The organism is Acetobacteraceae bacterium, from assembly GCA_004843165.1.
GTDB lineage: Bacteria > Pseudomonadota > Alphaproteobacteria > Acetobacterales > Acetobacteraceae.
On sequence record CP039459.1, the window covers coordinates 1,090,444 to 1,106,565 of the forward strand.

12 protein-coding genes, 1 tRNA gene and 1 pseudogene are annotated in these 16,122 nt (G+C 45.2%); 10 read left to right on the forward strand and 4 right to left on the reverse strand.

The features are described 5' to 3' along the window. Positions 1-18 precede the first annotated feature (18 nt). Both ssb and FAI41_05425 read left to right on the forward strand, forming a co-directional pair. Positions 19-507, forward strand: a complete 489-nt coding sequence (gene ssb, locus FAI41_05420; protein ID QCE33079.1) for a single-stranded DNA-binding protein — start codon at positions 19-21, stop codon at positions 505-507. Continuing rightward, complete coding sequence (locus tag FAI41_05425) at positions 395-1,174, forward strand: hypothetical protein (protein QCE33080.1); 780 nt, start codon at positions 395-397, stop codon at positions 1,172-1,174. Before ssb ends, FAI41_05425 begins: the two co-directional genes overlap by 113 nt. Here the strand turns inward: FAI41_05425 and FAI41_05430 are convergent. The 4 genes from FAI41_05430 to FAI41_05445 form a co-directional block, all read right to left on the reverse strand. Continuing rightward, a complete protein-coding gene (locus FAI41_05430) occupies positions 1,171-1,728 on the reverse strand; it encodes a 6-carboxytetrahydropterin synthase (protein ID QCE33081.1) in 558 nt (185 codons plus the stop codon). The genes FAI41_05425 and FAI41_05430 overlap by 4 nt on opposite strands. Further along, positions 1,725-2,447 carry a 7-cyano-7-deazaguanine synthase QueC gene (queC, locus tag FAI41_05435; GenBank protein ID QCE33082.1) on the reverse strand — a complete coding sequence of 241 codons (723 nt, stop codon included), beginning with the start codon at positions 2,445-2,447 and terminating at the stop codon, positions 1,725-1,727. The genes FAI41_05430 and queC overlap by 4 nt, the downstream gene beginning before the upstream one ends. Before the next feature lie 36 nt (positions 2,448-2,483). Continuing rightward, positions 2,484-3,134, reverse strand: a complete 651-nt coding sequence (gene queE, locus FAI41_05440) for a 7-carboxy-7-deazaguanine synthase (protein ID QCE33083.1) — start codon at positions 3,132-3,134, stop codon at positions 2,484-2,486. A 59-nt stretch (positions 3,135-3,193) separates the two neighbouring features. After that, positions 3,194-3,270, reverse strand: a tRNA-Asp gene (locus FAI41_05445). Between the two features lie 473 nt (positions 3,271-3,743). On the opposite strand from FAI41_05445, the gene FAI41_05450 reads away from it, so the two are divergent. The 8 genes and pseudogenes from FAI41_05450 to FAI41_05485 all read left to right on the forward strand — a co-directional run bounded on the left by FAI41_05450 (position 3,744) and on the right by FAI41_05485 (position 15,854). After that, positions 3,744-5,357 carry a catalase gene (locus FAI41_05450; protein ID QCE33796.1) on the forward strand — a complete coding sequence of 538 codons (1,614 nt, stop codon included), beginning with the start codon at positions 3,744-3,746 and terminating at the stop codon, positions 5,355-5,357. Between the two features lie 189 nt (positions 5,358-5,546). After that, a complete protein-coding gene (locus tag FAI41_05455) occupies positions 5,547-6,944 on the forward strand; it encodes a UDP-glucose/GDP-mannose dehydrogenase family protein (GenBank protein ID QCE33084.1) in 1,398 nt (465 codons plus the stop codon). After that, the gene (locus FAI41_05460) at positions 6,944-8,158 is read left to right on the forward strand and encodes a hypothetical protein (GenBank protein ID QCE33085.1); all 1,215 of its coding nucleotides are present in this window, start codon (positions 6,944-6,946) and stop codon (positions 8,156-8,158) included. The genes FAI41_05455 and FAI41_05460 overlap by 1 nt, the downstream gene beginning before the upstream one ends. 81 nt (positions 8,159-8,239) lie before the next feature. Then, positions 8,240-8,974: an ABC transporter permease gene (locus FAI41_05465; protein QCE33797.1), complete on the forward strand. Its 735-nt coding sequence runs from the start codon at positions 8,240-8,242 to the stop codon at positions 8,972-8,974. 30 nt (positions 8,975-9,004) lie between these two features. Next, complete coding sequence (locus FAI41_05470; protein QCE33798.1) at positions 9,005-9,862, forward strand: ATP-binding cassette domain-containing protein; 858 nt, start codon at positions 9,005-9,007, stop codon at positions 9,860-9,862. A gap of 5 nt (positions 9,863-9,867) precedes the next feature. After that, positions 9,868-11,291 (forward strand): annotated as a pseudogene (radA, locus tag FAI41_05475) (DNA repair protein RadA). 163 nt (positions 11,292-11,454) lie between these two features. Continuing rightward, positions 11,455-13,407: a carbohydrate porin gene (locus FAI41_05480; protein QCE33086.1), complete on the forward strand. Its 1,953-nt coding sequence runs from the start codon at positions 11,455-11,457 to the stop codon at positions 13,405-13,407. Positions 13,408-13,523: 116 nt separating this feature from the next. After that, positions 13,524-15,854, forward strand: coding sequence for a TonB-dependent siderophore receptor (locus tag FAI41_05485; GenBank protein ID QCE33087.1), 2,331 nt, complete (start codon positions 13,524-13,526; stop codon positions 15,852-15,854). The last annotated feature ends 268 nt before the right edge of the window (positions 15,855-16,122 follow it).

Here is a 16,122-nt window from a genome sequence, read left to right on the forward strand (position 1 = left end):
ACTAAAGAGAAGGGTACAATGGCAGGATTAAATAAAGCATGCATCCTCGGTAATTTAGGCGTAGATCCTGAATCTCGTATGATGCAGAATGGCAAAAAAGTTGTAAATCTTCGGATCGCAACCTCTCAAAGCTGGACAGACCGTGCCAGCGGTGAGCGTAAAGAGCGTACGGAATGGCATCGCATTGTTATTTTTAATGAACGTCTTGGAGAGATTGCTGAGAAATATCTTCAGAAAGGGCGCTCTGTGTATGTAGAGGGAGAGCTTCGTACCCGTTCTTGGACAGATCAGACTGGACAGGAAAAATACACGACGGAAATCGTCCTAGATGCTTTTAGAGGAGAGCTTGTCCTTGTCGGCGGTAATGGTGGCGGTGAAGGTCGCTCCTCTTCTTATGGCGGTGATTTTGCATCTTCTCCACGTCAAGCGGCGGCACCTTCTCGCAAACAGGAATCCTCTTGGGATGTCCCTTCGGACAATCATTTGGATGATGATATTCCGTTCTAGGATGCCCTTTTTTGGAAAAGTCGGAATAAGAAAATTCCGGCTTTCTCTCTATGTGTTGGGGGAAGCGCTTTTATTGGCAGGCTGTACGCCACCGCCCCCACGTCATCCTGAAAATATTTGCGAGATCTTTACCGAAAGGCGGGCCTGGTACCGTACAGCGGTAAAGGAGGCCGAAAAATGGCAGATACCCGTTTCGGTGACGATGTCGATTATGTATCAAGAATCTGGCTTTCGGGGCCAGGTTGGCACAAGAAGAAATCGGCTTTTCGGTTTTATCCCAACGACACATATTACCTCTGCCTACGGTTATGCACAGGCTGTGAATGCCAGTTGGGCAGAATATCTCAAAACACAGAACAAGACCCGTAAACGAAAATCTTTTTCAGATTCTTTTGATTTTGTGGATTGGTATATTGCCAAAGCGTCGGAGAAACTCTCTTTAGAGAAACAGGATGCATATCATCAATATCTTGCTTACCATGAGGGAATTTCAGGTTATCGGCGCAAAACCTATGAGCTGAGGCCGGATATTCAAAAGGCCGCTTCCCTTGTACAGCAAAGAGCGGAACAATATCAGGAGCAATATCGGATTTGTGGCCCGCAGCTCAAAAATCGCAGCTTTATCCGCTGGATTTTTGAGGCGCTTTTATCCCATTTAGCCGGTTAAGATGTGAAATTAGAAATGCTGTTGTCGGCACGTTCCCACCAATAGCCGTTTTCTTTTGTAGGAAGGTTTGGCAGGATGTCTGCGGGATTGCCCTCAAACCTGACACTATTGGTCGGCGTTTCCTCAATTAAAATGGCTTTGGCTGCAAGCAGTCCACCGTCTTCTTTTAAAAATTGGTTGGCTTTTGAAAGAAGCAGGGCCGCAAGCATTTCTGTTGTCGGGTCACCGGGGGTGACCATAATACGTTGGAGGCGTTCCGGCTCTTTTTCTTTAAAGAAGTCCAGTAAGGGATCTTTATCGGAAAGCTGAAAGACATGATCGACATGGTTATCAATAAAATGATGCCAGCGTTTTTTTGCCTGTGCAAAAGGCATGAGCATATTTTCTTTTCCATCTAAGCGCTCCCCTTGGTGATTGGGGCCTTTTGTGAGAAAAAGCGTAACATATTCATTATGGCCATGCGGAATGGCACAAGCCTCACTTGTCCCCGTAATGAGACGGTGAGCCATTGCAAAGCGGCGTGTAAATTCAAGCGTGAAGTGAGAATGTATCATGATTTTTTTGCTCTATATTCTTGCCACCCTTGGGCACGGAGTTCACAGGCTGGGCAGGTGCCGCAGCCATAACCCCATTCTTGGCGTTCACCACGTTCGCCAAGATAACAGCTATGGCTTTCTTCATTGATAAAATCAACAAGTTCTTTACCGCCTGTTTTCTCTGCGAGTTCCCAGCTTTGCGCTTTATCAATCCACATGAGGGGCGCATGAAGGTGAAATTGTTCTGCCATACCTAAATTAAGCGTCACCTGCATAGATTTAAAGAAATCGTCACGGCAGTCAGGATAGCCCGAATAATCTGTTTGACAGATACCGGCAATAATATTGGAAATATTTCGTCTCGTAGCCAAGGCGGCAGAAAAGGTAAGAAAAATAATATTACGTCCGGGGACAAAGGAGCTTGGAAGTCCCTGCTGATTCAGCTTAATTTCTGTCTCACGTGTTAGGGAAGTTTCAGAAATTTCTCCCAAGGCGGAGAGGTCTAAAAGGTGATCTTCGCCAAGTTTCTCTGCCCATTCGGGTTTGATGAGGGGAAGTTTTTTGCGAATATTTTGGCGGCACTCCAGTTCAATCTCATGGCGTTGCCCATAGTAAAATCCAACTGTTTCGACACGATCAAAACGAGAGAGGGCATCGGCTAAGCAAATGGCTGAATCTTGGCCGCCAGAGAAAAGAACCAAGACAGATTTATGAGAGGAGGAAAGAGATGTCGACATATTTTCTAAAGGTATAAAATGGAAAGGGGGTATTCTTCATTCAATATCAAGGATTTTATGAAGTTGTAAGCCAAGTCGCCAATTCGGATGGGTAAGACAGTAATTTAGGGCTTGTTTGGTATTTTCTTTTTTATTTTCATTATCCATTGGTTGGAGAATGAAATGTTTAAACTTTAAATGCTGGAAAGATTCTGGGGTTAAGTGCGTTTGTGGGTAGATGAATTTCAGCTCATCTCCTGCTGTAAGCGCAAGTTTCTCTTCTTTAGGGCTGACGCAAATCCAATCCAGTAAGGTAAGAACGTCTTTGGAGGGCATGAGAGAGCCATTTGTCTCAAGAGAAATTTTAAAGCCATGATCTTTTAGAGCGCTGAGAAGGGGAGCGTCAAGCTGGAGTAAGGGCTCACCACCTGTAAAAATAACGTGTTTTTCAGCAGAGGATTTTGTCTCTTTTTCCCAGATGTCCGCAATGGTTTCGGCTAGATTTTCCGGAGAGGCATATTTACCGCCATAGGCACCATTCGTCCCGATAAAATCTGTATCGCAGAATTTACAAATGGATTTCTCTCTGTCTTTTTCGAGGCCGTTCCAGAGATTACATCCTGAAAAACGACAGAAGAGACTGATTTTACCGCTTTGTATGCCTTCACCTTGAAGGGACAAAAAAATTTCTTTTATGGAGTATGTCACAGAAAAAACTTTGATAGATAAAATGGGAGTTCTCGCACCATTCTAAAAATATTTTAGAATGGCGCGAGTGACGGGACTCGAACCCGCGACCTCCGGCGTGACAGGCCGGCGCTCTAACCAGCTGAGCTACACCCGCTTCTTCATGCTTGAAATTTATCTTCGTAAAGAAAAGCAAGCTGTGATGCATCAGGGTTTAGCAGTGCTGGAAATGAAAGACAAGTCGAAAAATGAGATTTTTTAAATATTTTCGAGTTTCAACTTAATTTTTCTGTGAATTTTTTAAAAATATCCCGGATTTTTCTGCTTTTGAAGAATGGTTTTTCTTTTATTTTTATCGTGTCGATTTTGGCTTTACTTTTGGAAAAAAAATTAGACAAACTACGGTAGTATTTCTCTTATAAAATCTTGTTTTCTGGGACTTTTTTAAAAGCGAAGAAAGAGATGACACACCAAAAGGCATATGATAGGATTTTTTCTATCTAAAGGCTGGGTGGCAGGGAACCACTCACGGGCGCTAAAGATGAAGAGCGTCAGAAGATTTTATCAATTTCCCGGAGAGTTTCTATGACAAAAAAAATTGCGACATGCTTGGGTTTAGCGGCCAGTTTGATGGCGGGCACTGCATTTGCAGGCACCAGTACAGATCGTGCTGGCGTTACAGCAGATAAATCCTATGATGGCACCGACAAAGTACCTGCATTGATAACAGATAGTTCTGCGCATATTATTGCAGATAATCAGAATATCAAAACAGCAGGTCAAGATGGTCCAGGCTTGATAGAGGATGCGCATTTCTTCGAGAAATTGGCACATTTTGACCGTGAGCGTATTCCGGAGCGTGTTGTGCATGCCCGTGGTACGGGGGCACAGGGTGTTTTTATTTCTGATGTTGATTTCAGTGAATATTCCCAGGCCTCTCTTTTCCAAAAGGGCAAAAAGACTCCTATCGTGATGCGATTCTCTACGGTTTTGAACCGACCAGGTTCCCCTGAGTGGATTCGTGATCCTCGTGGTTTCGCCGTGAAATTCAAAACCGATACCGGGAATTGGGATGTGGTTGGGATTGATTTTCCAGTCTTCTTTATTCGTGATGCGATCAAGTTCCCAGATCTTATCCATTCCAACCGTCCAGATCCTGTAACAGAAGTTCAGGATCTTGTGGGACGTTTTGATTTCTTTGCAAACTCTCCAGAAAATACCCATGCTCTGACATGGCTTTATTCTCAGAGATATGGCGTGCCAAAAGATTATCGTCATCTTGATGGGTACGGTGTACATGCGTTCCGCACGATCAATAAAGATGGCAAGCAGTTCTTCGTGAAGTTTCACTTTAAATCCCAGCAGGGCGTTGAGGGATTAACGGCTGAGCAGATTTCACATACCGACTGGAACTATGCGACAAAAGACCTTTATGGCAATATTCAAAAGGGCAATTTCCCACAATGGGATCTTTATGCTCAGGTCTTGACGCCGGAACAGGCGAAAGCTTTGCCCTATGATGCCTTTGACGATACGAAAGACTGGATCGGTGTTAAGGAAATTCGTTTAGGGTCTATGGTCTTGAATAAGATCCCAGATAATTTCTTCCAGTGGACGGAAGAGGCGGCTTATAGCCCAAGCAACATGATTCCTGGTATTTATGCTTCTCCGGACAAAATGTTGCAGGGTCGTATCTTCTCTTATCCAGATACACAGCGTTACCGTTTAGGTGTGAATTATCAGGATCTGCCTGTTAATGCGCCGTTGGTTGCCGTGCATAATGATCAGCAGGATGGCACAATGAGTGCGAAACCGCAAAAGGGTCATGCAAATTACCAGCCAACGAGCTTCTGGGAAGACCAATGGGCAACTGTCGATCAGACAAATCCGGGGAATGGTCATATTTCTGCTGCGGCGCCGAAAGATAGTCCGTATGCAAGTGCTGTTTATACTGTTTCCGGTAAGGCTGAGCAGCGGACGATTGCACCGATGGATGATTTTGCGCAGGCAGGTATCTTGTACCGCTCCTTCTCCGAGCAGGAAAAACAGGCCCTGATTTCCAATCTTGTCGCAGATATGAAGGGAACGCCATATCGTCAAAATCCACGTATTACGTTGATTCGTGACTGTGCTTATTTCTATAAGGCAGACACAGATTACGGAACGCGTTTGGCAGATGCTATGGGGCTTCCGATTAAAGATGTTAAAGCCGTTGCAAAAAGTCTTTCTGCCAATTTAGGTTAAAAGAAGCTTTTCATTTTTAAATCTGCGTGAAAATAAAGGGCGATTAGATGTCTATCTAGCGCCCTTTTTTTTGTTACTCACGTTTTCTTATATGTTATTGAAGCGTATATTAACCCAAATTGTGATGGTCTTAAAAAATGGAAAATATCGAGGCCATTTAGAAAGTAGGACTAGGAAAGCGTCATAAATATGAAATTGGTTGTGATTGGTGGGGGCTATGTTGGGTTAGTTTCGGCGGTTTGCTTTGCAAAGCTAGAAGCTGAGGTCATCGTTCTGGAAAAAAATCAAGAACGCCTAGCTGCTTTAAAAAGAGGGGAGTCACCGATTTATGAGCCGGGCCTTTCCGAAGCTTTAACCACGGAAATTCAAGCCGGTAGATTATCTTTTACAGATTCTTATCAAGAGGCTTTGAGAGCGGCGGATGCGGTCTTCATCGCAGTGGGAACGCCCACAATTGCCAATATTTCCTCCTCTCAAAAGGAAGATAAGGCAGACCTTTCTCAAGTGTTTGATGCCGCTGCTTCGATTGCAAAACATTGTCAGTCTGATAGGCTGCTGGTGGTAACCAAATCAACCGTGCCGGTGGGGACAGGGCGTGAGCTGGTGAAATTTCTAAAAAAAGAACGCCCAGATGTTGATTTTACATTGGCCTCTAATCCTGAGTTTCTAAGAGAAGGAACGGCGCTGGACGATTTTATGAATCCTGATCGTATTCTCATCGGGCTTTATGCGGATAAAGCGGCAGAATCTGATCGGATTAAAGCGCTTTTCAAAAAACTTTACGCTGGTCTTATACAGGATAAAGAAAGACTTTTCTTTGTTTCCTTAGAGAGTGCAGAACTTTCTAAATGTGCTTCGAATGCTTTTCTGGCGATGAAAGTTGGTTTTATCAATGAAATGGCCGATCTTTGTGAGGCGACAGGTGCAGATGTGCTTGAGGTTGCTCAGGCGATGGGGCTGGATGAGCGGATTGGCGCACGTTTTTTATCTCCAGGCCCGGGGGTCGGCGGTTCTTGCTTTCCAAAAGATTCTCGTGCCCTTGCGGCGACAGCGCGCTTACATGATTTAACAACGGAATTGGTTCAGGCGGCGATTGAAAGCAATGAGCGCCGTAAGCTTCAGTTAGCGAAACGGGTGCTGGAACGTCTTGGTGGAGATGTTAAAGGGAAAAAAATTGGTGTTTTAGGTGTCTCCTTTAAGGCGGGAACGGATGATGTCCGGGATGCACCGGCGCTCTCCATGTTACCTTACTTTTTAAAAGCGGGGGTTGTTCTCCAAGTCTATGATCCTTGCGGCATGGAAAATGCACAGGCTGTTTTCGAGCGGACAGGTGTACTTAAAGGGGGAGAGCAGGCCTTAAAATGGACTAAAACGGCTGAAGACGTTGCTGAAGGGGCAGATCTCGTGCTTCTCTTAACAGAGTGGGAGGATTTTAAATCGCTTTCTCCTGTTGCTTTATCCAAAAGAATGCGTGGAAAGAAAATATTGGATTACCGAAATTTTTTAGACGTGTTAGCTTTTCAAAGGGCAGGACTAGAAATTGAAGGTCTTGGGCGAGGAAATTTACTAAGGGAACAACAAAGATAATGTCCAAGAAAAAGTTTAATTCAGGGGTTTATCTCTCTCTCTTTCTGTTTACGGGATTTACAGGAATTTTTTCATTAGGGGGGTCGGTTAAGGCTGCGTCACCATCCCCAAAGACTTTCTACAAAGGAGAAGAGATAGATCTTCAGGCACCTTGCAGTATTATAAATATAGAGGTTGATCCAACCTTAACAAAGGGGATTAATCAGAAGGGTATTTTGCCTAAAAATATGACCCTTAATGTGGCTAAGGATGAGGCGCAAAATCGTATTCTGATCCGAGCCAATGAATGTGTGCCGGGTGCTGGGCTATCTTTACAAATTCCTACCAATTTTAGTGTGATCTATCATGATTCCCCCAAGGCTTCTTTGAAAATTTCCGGGGCAGTTGCTTCGTTTGAGGGGAATGTCACGGACGGTGGAGAGGTATCCTTAGGGCAGGTGGATTCCTTAGATCTAAAAATGACGGGCATTTCCAAAGTTTCTGTTGAGAAACTCCATAGAGCAGCACAGCTTATTGTTGCAGATGGTGCCTCTTTTACGTCTATGGATTCTGATCTTTCTGTTTTCTCCCTTTTTGGGAGTGCACATTCGGATGTTTTGCTACATTCAGGCCATATTGCAACGGCGCATTTTACAATGGCGGATGAGTCGCAGGCGCAAGTCTTTGCTTCTGTGGGGCATGCAGATGTTCGTACAAAAGATAAGGGGTTTGTTCGTCTCGGCGCTGTAGCGCAAGCACCAGAGATTACAGATGGCAGTATTATCCGCAAGGAGACAGTTCCAGCAGGCAGTATTGTGATTTCTCAACCGGATGTCGTCGTATCGCCACCGCCGGCGGATATTTTAGCGTTAGATTCAACAGAAATGCCATCGGCTTTCTCAAAAACGGTATCCGATAATGCCAAAGGGAGCGCTGTTCAGCCCGCTCTGACAGGGGATGCGGCGCTATCTCAGGGCGATGCGGCAACACAGCCGGCACCGGGTGTCGCTGTTACCGCAACGCAGCCGATTGCGTCAACGCCGGTTGCGCCTATTTCAGCACCGGTTCCCACTGCGTCAGCCTCTGAGAATGTGCCGGTCACAGATCAGAAGGCGATAAAAGAGGAAATCAAAAAAGAGAAGGCAGATTTAAAAGCGGCGAAAAAAGATGAAAAAAGAATGAATGAATTGGCGACAGCCTCGGCAAATACGTCCTCTAGTCTCATGGTTTCCTAAATTGTGAGAGAGGAGCAAAAGAAAAATATATTTTTGCTTTTATTGGAACCCGTTCATTTTCTCGGTGCTTCTTTTTTAGCTATGTGTCAAAGGGTGGGGCATCTTACCTTTTTTGCTTCTCAAGCCGCTATTCGGATTTTACATCTTCCTTTTTATGGGCGGATATTCTTTTCAACATTGCTAGAAATTAGTTTTTTGTCATTGCCGGTTATCGCTTTAACCTCTGTTTTTGCCGGCGGTGTGATTGCCTTGCAAAGCTGGATTGGCTTTCACCAATATCATGCAGAGGCCGCCTTGCCGGGAACGGTAATGGTTGCTGTGACAAGAGAGCTAGGGCCTGTTCTTACGGGTTTAATGATTGCAGGTCGGGTCGGCGCAGCGCTGGCTGCCAATATTGGGGCCATGCAGGTGACGGATCAGATTAGCGCATTGCGCTCGTTAGCCATTGATCCGATGCGGATGCAGGTAACGCCACGAATATTGGCCGGTATTGTCGGCTTGCCTATTCTGGTGGCGTTATCAGATATTTTAGGTGTTTTGGGTGGGTTTTCTGTTTGTGTTGGTAAGCTTGGCTTTAGCGCCGTTCCCTATATTCACGCAACGGCTGAGGCATTGAAATATAATGATATCTTTATCGGATTAGTCAAAGCAGCAGTGTTTGGGTTTATGGTAACCCTTTTTGCCTGTTATTATGGTTATAAATGCAAGGGTGGCGCAGAGGGGGTTGCACGTGCAGCGACAGCAACGGTTGTTGCCTCTTCCATTATGATTTTGGTAACAGATTATTTCCTAACGGATTTTCTTTTCGCCGCTTAGGGCAGGGAGGTCTTGGTGCATCGTTCAAAAATGGCGCCCTCTTTACGTATTCGAGGCTTAAAGAAATCCTTTGGCAATCGAGAAATTTTAAGGGGGGTTGATCTGGATGTGCCCTCTGGGACTTCGACGGTTATTATTGGCGGTTCGGGGACAGGAAAATCTGTCTTATTGCGTTGTTTGCTGGGCTTGGAAAAGCCGGACGCCGGCTCTATTGAAATTGACGGCGTAGATGTCCTTTCTTGTCGCCCTGCTTTAGCAGAGGCTTTAAGGGCAGAAATGGGAATGCTCTTTCAAAATGCGGCGCTTTTTGATTCTATTTCCATTGTCGAGAATATTATTTTTGCTTTGAATGCTTTGCCAAGAATTCAATATTTACGCCAAAAGGCAAGATATGCCTTGCATGACGGTGAAAAGCCTAAATTTATCCCTGCGCCCTCACGTGCTGCTTTGCGTGAAGAGGCCTCTATTTTATTACAGCGTGTCGGCTTAAAAATGGATGTCGTTCGGGATCTTTATCCTTCATCTGCTTCTGGTGGAATGCAAAGAAGGATCGGGATTGCGAGAACGATGGCTTTAAAACCGGGGATTTTGCTTTTGGATGAGCCGACAGCCGGGCTTGATCCTGTGATGGTGGCCGTGATTGATGCCTTGATCCATGAAGCTGGCGGTCATATGGGAACGACAACCCTCATGATTACGCATGATATGATTTCTGCCCGCCGTGTCGGGGATCGGGCCGCGATGCTTTATGAGGGAAAAATTATTTGGAATGGAAAAATTGATCGCTTGCTTTCGTCAGGAAATCCTGTTGTGGAGCAATTTACGCATGGTCTTTTAAATGGCCCGATCAATACAGATTTTGTTTCAGAACATAAGGAAGGCCTATAAAATCAATGGCCAGAACGCCTAAATCCTCAAAAAATCCTCAATTTATCTGCCGTGAGTGCGGCGAGACACATTCTAAATGGAATGGGAAATGTGACAAATGCGGCGCATGGAATAGCTTAGAGGAGCAAAAACATCAGGCTGCAAGTATTCTGCCGAATGTTTCACGTGGAACAGCGCCAAAATTGGAAATTTGCCGTTTAGACGGGGCAACACATCCGCCGCCTCGGATTAACTCAGGGATGGCAGAGTTTAATCGGGTTTTGGGCGGCGGCTTTGTCCCCGGTTCTGCTTTGCTTGTCGGGGGGATCCGGGGATCGGAAAGTCAACTTTGATGCTGCAGGCAGCACATGCTTTGGCCGTTGGAGGCGAAAAAGTTCTTTACGTCTCAGGGGAGGAGGCGCCAGATCAAATTCGCTTAAGGGCGAGGCGCTTGGGGTTGGATCAGCAAAAGAAAGCTCTGGATCTTTTGGACTTGGCCTCTTCTATTCAGGTGGCCTCGGTTTTGACTGCAATTGAAAAGGCGCAGGAAAAAGAAGCCCCGAAAGCGGTAATTATTGATTCCATTCAAACCATGTGGTCAGAAAATGCCAGCGGTGTGCCGGGATCGGTCAGTCAGGTGCGGGAGTGTGCTTTTGAGCTTATCCGTCTGGCCAAAGAACGTGGCTTTGCGTTGATTTTGATTGGCCATGTGACCAAGGAAGGGGCTTTAGCCGGGCCAAGGGTCTTGGAGCATATGGTTGATGCGGTCCTTTATTTTGAAGGGGAGCGTGGACACCAATTTCGTATTCTAAGGGCGGCCAAGAACCGTTTTGGCGCAACGGATGAAATTGGCGTCTTCTCTATGGAGGAGCAGGGGCTGATAGAAGTACCTAACCCGTCAGCCTTATTCTTAGCAGAACGTCGGGGAAATATTGCAGGATCAGCCGTTTTCGCCGGGTTGGAAGGCACACGTCCTGTCTTATTGGAAATACAGGCATTATTATCCCCAAAAGCCGGAGATGGTGCACCCCGCCGTGCGGTTCTGGGGTGGGAAAGTGCCCGTTTAAATATGCTTTTAGCTGTCTTAGAGGCGCGGTGCGGTTTTTCAATGGCTGGCAAAGATATTTATTTAAATGTGGCAGGGGGATTGCAGGTTAAGGAAGCCGGCGCTGATTTGGCCGTTGCCGCAGCACTTCTTTCTGCCGCTACCGGACAGCCTGCGCCACCGGATGCTGTCTTTTTCGGAGAGGTTGGTTTGTCAGGGGAATTGCGTCAAGCACCGCAAACCTCTCTGAGATTGAAGGAAAGCGCAAAAATGGGCTTTCACCAAGCTTTTATGCCCAAACAGCATGGGGCAGGTAAAAAAGATAAACCAGAGGAAAATATCAAACTCTTTCCGTTCGGCCATTTGAGTGATTTGGTGAAAAAATTTAATGAAATAGAGGCGTAAGATATTTTGAATGATGCGCTGTTTTTATGAAATCAGCTGAGCGCACAGAATAAATAAGATTTGTGAAAAACGATCTTTCTTAAACGAATCGTATGACAATTTAATAAAAAAATCATATTATCTTACATAATATTTTTAATTTATACTGTAAGATATTTTAGTGATGAAATCCGAATATAAGAAGAGATTTGGGAAAGCCTGCTCCTGCACGGCAAATCATCATCATACAGAGGATGTTTCCTTTGCCGCTGATGCCGTTGTTGTTTTAAAAGGCGCTGTTTTATGCGCCTGCCTTATTTGTTCGGGACGGGCAGCAACGGCAAGGGCACAAACAACTTTATCGCCATCCCCTGCTTATGAAAGAAAATTAGGCACAGAGTCTCAGGATATTGAGATTAAAGCCTTACTCAAACAGGAGATGACAACAGAGATGGGAATGTTGCATCCGTCTCACTCAAAGAAACATTATTGTTCAGCCCATCGGAATCATCAGTTTGAGAGAAAGTTGCATGCGCATTTCGTTCTCGAAGACGCGCCCCCCTCTTTGGAAAGAGAGGAAAAAGAAGAAGAGAGTGATAAAGGGTCAGATTTTCTGACACAGAATTCCCTCCCTCTTTTTGGCAATCATGCGATGACTTCAGAGGAGTTCTGGCAGAACTCTATGATGCAGGGATCTTTTCCTGCTGTGAATAATGTCGGGGCCGTGGTGGCCAGTGAATCTATGGGAGATTCCCAAAATTTAGATTCAGGCGATATTTTACATCGGGATGAAATGCTGGGCAGTCTGTTCGGTATTCGGAATTTACTGGGGCATTTTGGGGTAACTTTTAGCGTTTTGGATATTGAAGAAGTTTGGGGAAACCCAACAGGGGGCACCCCTTCGCAGGCAGATGGTTCCCCTGTCTGGGGTGGAAATGGTCACGGTTCAAGTCAATCTGCGGCTTATATTGGGGTAACGATGTTAAATTTACAGGCAGATTTAACGAAGATTCTTGGCCCGAAATTAGGACTTTTTAATATTAGCGGTATGCAAATTAGAGGGCAGGAGCTTTCTCAAGATCATCTTGCCGTTTTTAATCCTGTTTCGGGGCAGGAGGCGGATCGTTCTTTCCGTCTTTTTGAAATGTGGTATCAGCAGCCTTTATTTCATAATCGGATGGATATTCGTGTCGGGCAAATGGATTTAGATACGGAATTTTGGCTAAGCGGTTATGGGGGATTATATCTTAACGGGAATTTTGGCTGGCCGCTCCTGCCATCTGCGGATCTTTATTCTGGTGGAGCTTCTTGGCCGCTGGCTTCTCCGGGGGTTCGTTTTCGCTATCGTCCCTCTTCCAAAGTGAATTTTATGTTTGCGGCTTCGGATGACAATCCGCCGGGGAATCAGGATAATTCTTTTGCGATTCAAGATGGGGGTGATTCTGCAGATCCGACAAATCAAGATGCTGGACGCTCTGCCTCTGGTACAAAATTTAATTTAGGGACGGGGGCGCTCCTGATTTCAGAGCTTCAAGTCGGGATGAGTTTTGGTAAGCATCATGACTTGCCCGGTGTTTGGAAACTTGGCGGCTATTACGATACCGGCGCTTATCCGAGTTATTATCAAAATCAGCAAGGAGAGCCTTTAGGCAATCCCAATGATTTGGGTAATCCCAATATACCGGCATGGAAAAAAGGGAATTGGGCTGTTTACGGGATTACGGATCAGATGCTTTGGCATTCTAGTACAAATGCCAACCAGTCTGTCGGTGTTTTTTTCGAAGGGATGGGGACGCAGGGGGATCGTAATCTGATTAGTTTTGCGGCCAATGCCGGGATCAATTTTAAGGCACCTTTTCACAACCGCCCTAATGATACATTGGGTTTGGCGTGGGATATTGGGGTGGTCAGCTCCGGCGAGCGGCATTTTGACTGGGAATCCGGTGCTATTATGCAAACAACAGAAAATGATATGGAGCTGACATATCAGGCTATGATAACACCGTGGCTTAACCTTCAGCCGGATTTTCAATATGTTTTCCGTCCGGGTGGGGGAGCACAGGATTATGCTTATAATACGCTTCAAAGGGTTGGTGATGAGGCTATTTTAGGCTTGCATGCGGATATAAAATTTTAGGGCTTGAGGCTTAAAAGAGAATTTTTCTAATGGGCTAGCCTATAGTATGATTTTATTTTAAAAACATCATATATAAATGCGCCTTATGTCTCCTTTTTCTTATAAGATATTTTTCCATGAAGTCCGCTTATCAAAAGAAGTTTGGAAAATCCTGCTCTTGCCATGTGCGCCATGCGCATAAAGGCGGTCTTTCTTTTGCGCCAGATGCCGTGATTATTCTCAGGGGGGTCGTGCTTGGCTTCAGCCTTGTTTATATGGCCGGGGAAGCAAGGGCAGATTCCGCTGGGGAGGAGAAGCGCCCAAAAACAGTAGAGACGGAGCGTGTCCGTGTGAAAGGAACGCCGACTCCTGTTGCCAATCAAATCAGCGGTGTTAAGGCGGATTATTTGAATAAAGAGGCTAATTTAGGCCCTTTGGGAAAAGTAAAATTGGAAAAAGCGCCTTTTTCTGTCATGCAGACAGGGCATGATGTCATTGAAAATGAACAGCTGCGGACAATGGATGAGGCTTTTGAGTATATGCCCTCTGTTCAGTTGCAAAAATATGCAACCCCAAGTCCACAGATGGTGAATAGGGGCTATCAGGCGGATATTGTTGCCAATTCCAGAATTGATGGATTTAATGTGCGTTTAGGCTCGCCCTATACGACAGAGCAATTTCAATCCATGACCGTATTGAATGGGGCAGCAGGCGCACTTTATGGGCCGGAAAGCCCTTCCGGTGTTGTTGATATGACGCTGAAGCGTCCGACAAATAAGCCTTTTTTTAATTTTAATTTTGGATATGATTCAAATGGCGCCCCGCTTGAATCCTTTGACAGTTCTTTAGGACGTGGCCCTGTAAAAGTGCGGTTTAACTATTTAAACCAAACAGGACAATCTTATGTCAGCACCTCCGATATTTGGCGTAATCTCTATAGTGGTGACATGGATATTCAGCTTACGAAACGTTTAAAGCTCGAATTGGATGCTGGACAATATAATGTCGGCTATTATGGGCTGCCGGGAGCTTTTGCTTATTCAGGGACAACTTCTTTACCGGATGCGCCTGATTCTGCTGTGGCAGGTTATGGTCAAAATCAGGGGGGATATACGGCCTCCAGCACTTTTGGGATGGAAAAATTATTTTTTGATATCAGTACCCATTGGAAATTGAAGCTTGGGGGTGCCTATGACAGTAGTACAAGACATATTCATACGATTACGAATAATCTTTACAATGCCGGCAGTAATGATTGTGTCAGTGCAGGCGTTTCTGGCGCCTCTTGTTATACGCAGACGCTGGCAGCTTCAGGATCAAATAATTATGACGGCGTGTGGAGCAATTACGCTTATTTAAATGGGGATTTCCATACCGGCCCGATAACGCATCATATCAATTTGGGAACAAATGGGTATAATTCCACGCTGACCCAGCCAAATTTTACACAAAAATCAGAGAATTTGGATACAGCAGGCATCTATAATCCGGTGGTTGTGCCTTTGGGCTATGTGCCGAAACAATATGGCGGCAATCATGTGGGGAGTGTCACACAGCAGCAGGCCTTTATTTTTGGGGACAGTATGGATATTGGCAAGCAATTCACCGTGATGGGACAGTTTTCGGAAAGCTGGATTTTCACGAAAAATTTTGCCAAAAAAGCGCCTTATGCGCAAACAGGCAACAGTGAGGCCAATGGGGTATTTTCGCCTTCTGTCGGCTTTACCTATCATCCAAGCAATAATCTGAATTTCTATTTTAACTGGGGAAATTCCATTCAGCCGGGGCCGACTGCTTCGGGAAATGTTGCAAATGTCGGGCAGAGCCTCGCTCCTGTCCGTTCATGGCAATATGAAGGCGGCGTGAAATGGACGGCCTGGAAAAGATTGCAGATCAATTTGGATGGATTTTCCATGTCCCGCCCTTATGCGTTTGCAAACCCGAATGTGACCGAGGATGGTTTGCCGGTTTATGGTTATTACGGCGCACAGAATGATTACGGGATTGAATATCAAATGTCGGGCGCTGTGGGGAAAGATATTTCGATTTATGGCGGTTTTACATGGGATCATGCAAGACTGACCAATACAGGCAACCCTTTAACGTCCAATAAAAAAGTAACAGGCGTACCGGAATGGAGTACGGATTTTCTCTTGGATTTTCATCCGCAGGTACTGCGTGGTGTGGCTTTTAATGCCAATATTCATTATGTCGGCACACGACAGGCCAATGTCTATAATACGACAGCGGCGCCCGAATATGTCACACTCAACTTGGGTGTGCGTTATGCAACACAGCTCGCAGGGCATAAATTTGTCGTGCGAGGCAATGTTGATAATGTAACGGGGCAAAACTATTGGGATTCCGCCTTTGCCGATGCAACGGATGGTGCCGCAAAGGGTGCAAGCTATAGTGCTGTTCTGGGCACACCGAGAACATGGCGCATTACAGCCTCTGTTTATTTTTAGAAATTTTCGCCCTGTGGTGGTGAGACGTTTTAGAGACAAAAACAGAATAGTCATTCTAACAATTATTCGCAAAATTTACAAATATTTTTGACGATTCGCTCTGATTAAAAACATTAAAAATGCTTTTGGGAGCATTTTTTTTATGTCTGTGTTTCTTTGAAAGAATTTTCTGAAAAGCACAGAGAGGGGAAGGTTTTTTTTGCAAAAGGAGGTTGTTTTTAAAATCCGATTTTAAAATGAGATTAAAGATGCGCATTTTAAATCTATT

Bases quoted from the DNA above. Each gene is read 5' to 3' on its own strand.
- ssb (QCE33079.1), top strand. From the start codon at position 19: ATGGCAGGATTAAATAAAGCATGCATCCTCGGTAATTTAGGCGTAGAT.
- FAI41_05425 (QCE33080.1), top strand. From the start codon at position 395: ATGGCGGTGATTTTGCATCTTCTCCACGTCAAGCGGCGGCACCTTCTC.
- FAI41_05430 (QCE33081.1), bottom strand. From the start codon at position 1,728: ATGATACATTCTCACTTCACGCTTGAATTTACACGCCGCTTTGCAATG.
- queC (QCE33082.1), bottom strand. From the start codon at position 2,447: ATGTCGACATCTCTTTCCTCCTCTCATAAATCTGTCTTGGTTCTTTTC.
- FAI41_05450 (QCE33796.1), top strand. From the start codon at position 3,744: ATGGCGGGCACTGCATTTGCAGGCACCAGTACAGATCGTGCTGGCGTT.
- FAI41_05455 (QCE33084.1), top strand. From the start codon at position 5,547: ATGAAATTGGTTGTGATTGGTGGGGGCTATGTTGGGTTAGTTTCGGCG.
- FAI41_05460 (QCE33085.1), top strand. From the start codon at position 6,944: ATGTCCAAGAAAAAGTTTAATTCAGGGGTTTATCTCTCTCTCTTTCTG.
- FAI41_05465 (QCE33797.1), top strand. From the start codon at position 8,240: ATGTGTCAAAGGGTGGGGCATCTTACCTTTTTTGCTTCTCAAGCCGCT.
- FAI41_05470 (QCE33798.1), top strand. From the start codon at position 9,005: ATGGCGCCCTCTTTACGTATTCGAGGCTTAAAGAAATCCTTTGGCAAT.
- FAI41_05480 (QCE33086.1), top strand. From the start codon at position 11,455: ATGAAATCCGAATATAAGAAGAGATTTGGGAAAGCCTGCTCCTGCACG.
- FAI41_05485 (QCE33087.1), top strand. From the start codon at position 13,524: ATGAAGTCCGCTTATCAAAAGAAGTTTGGAAAATCCTGCTCTTGCCAT.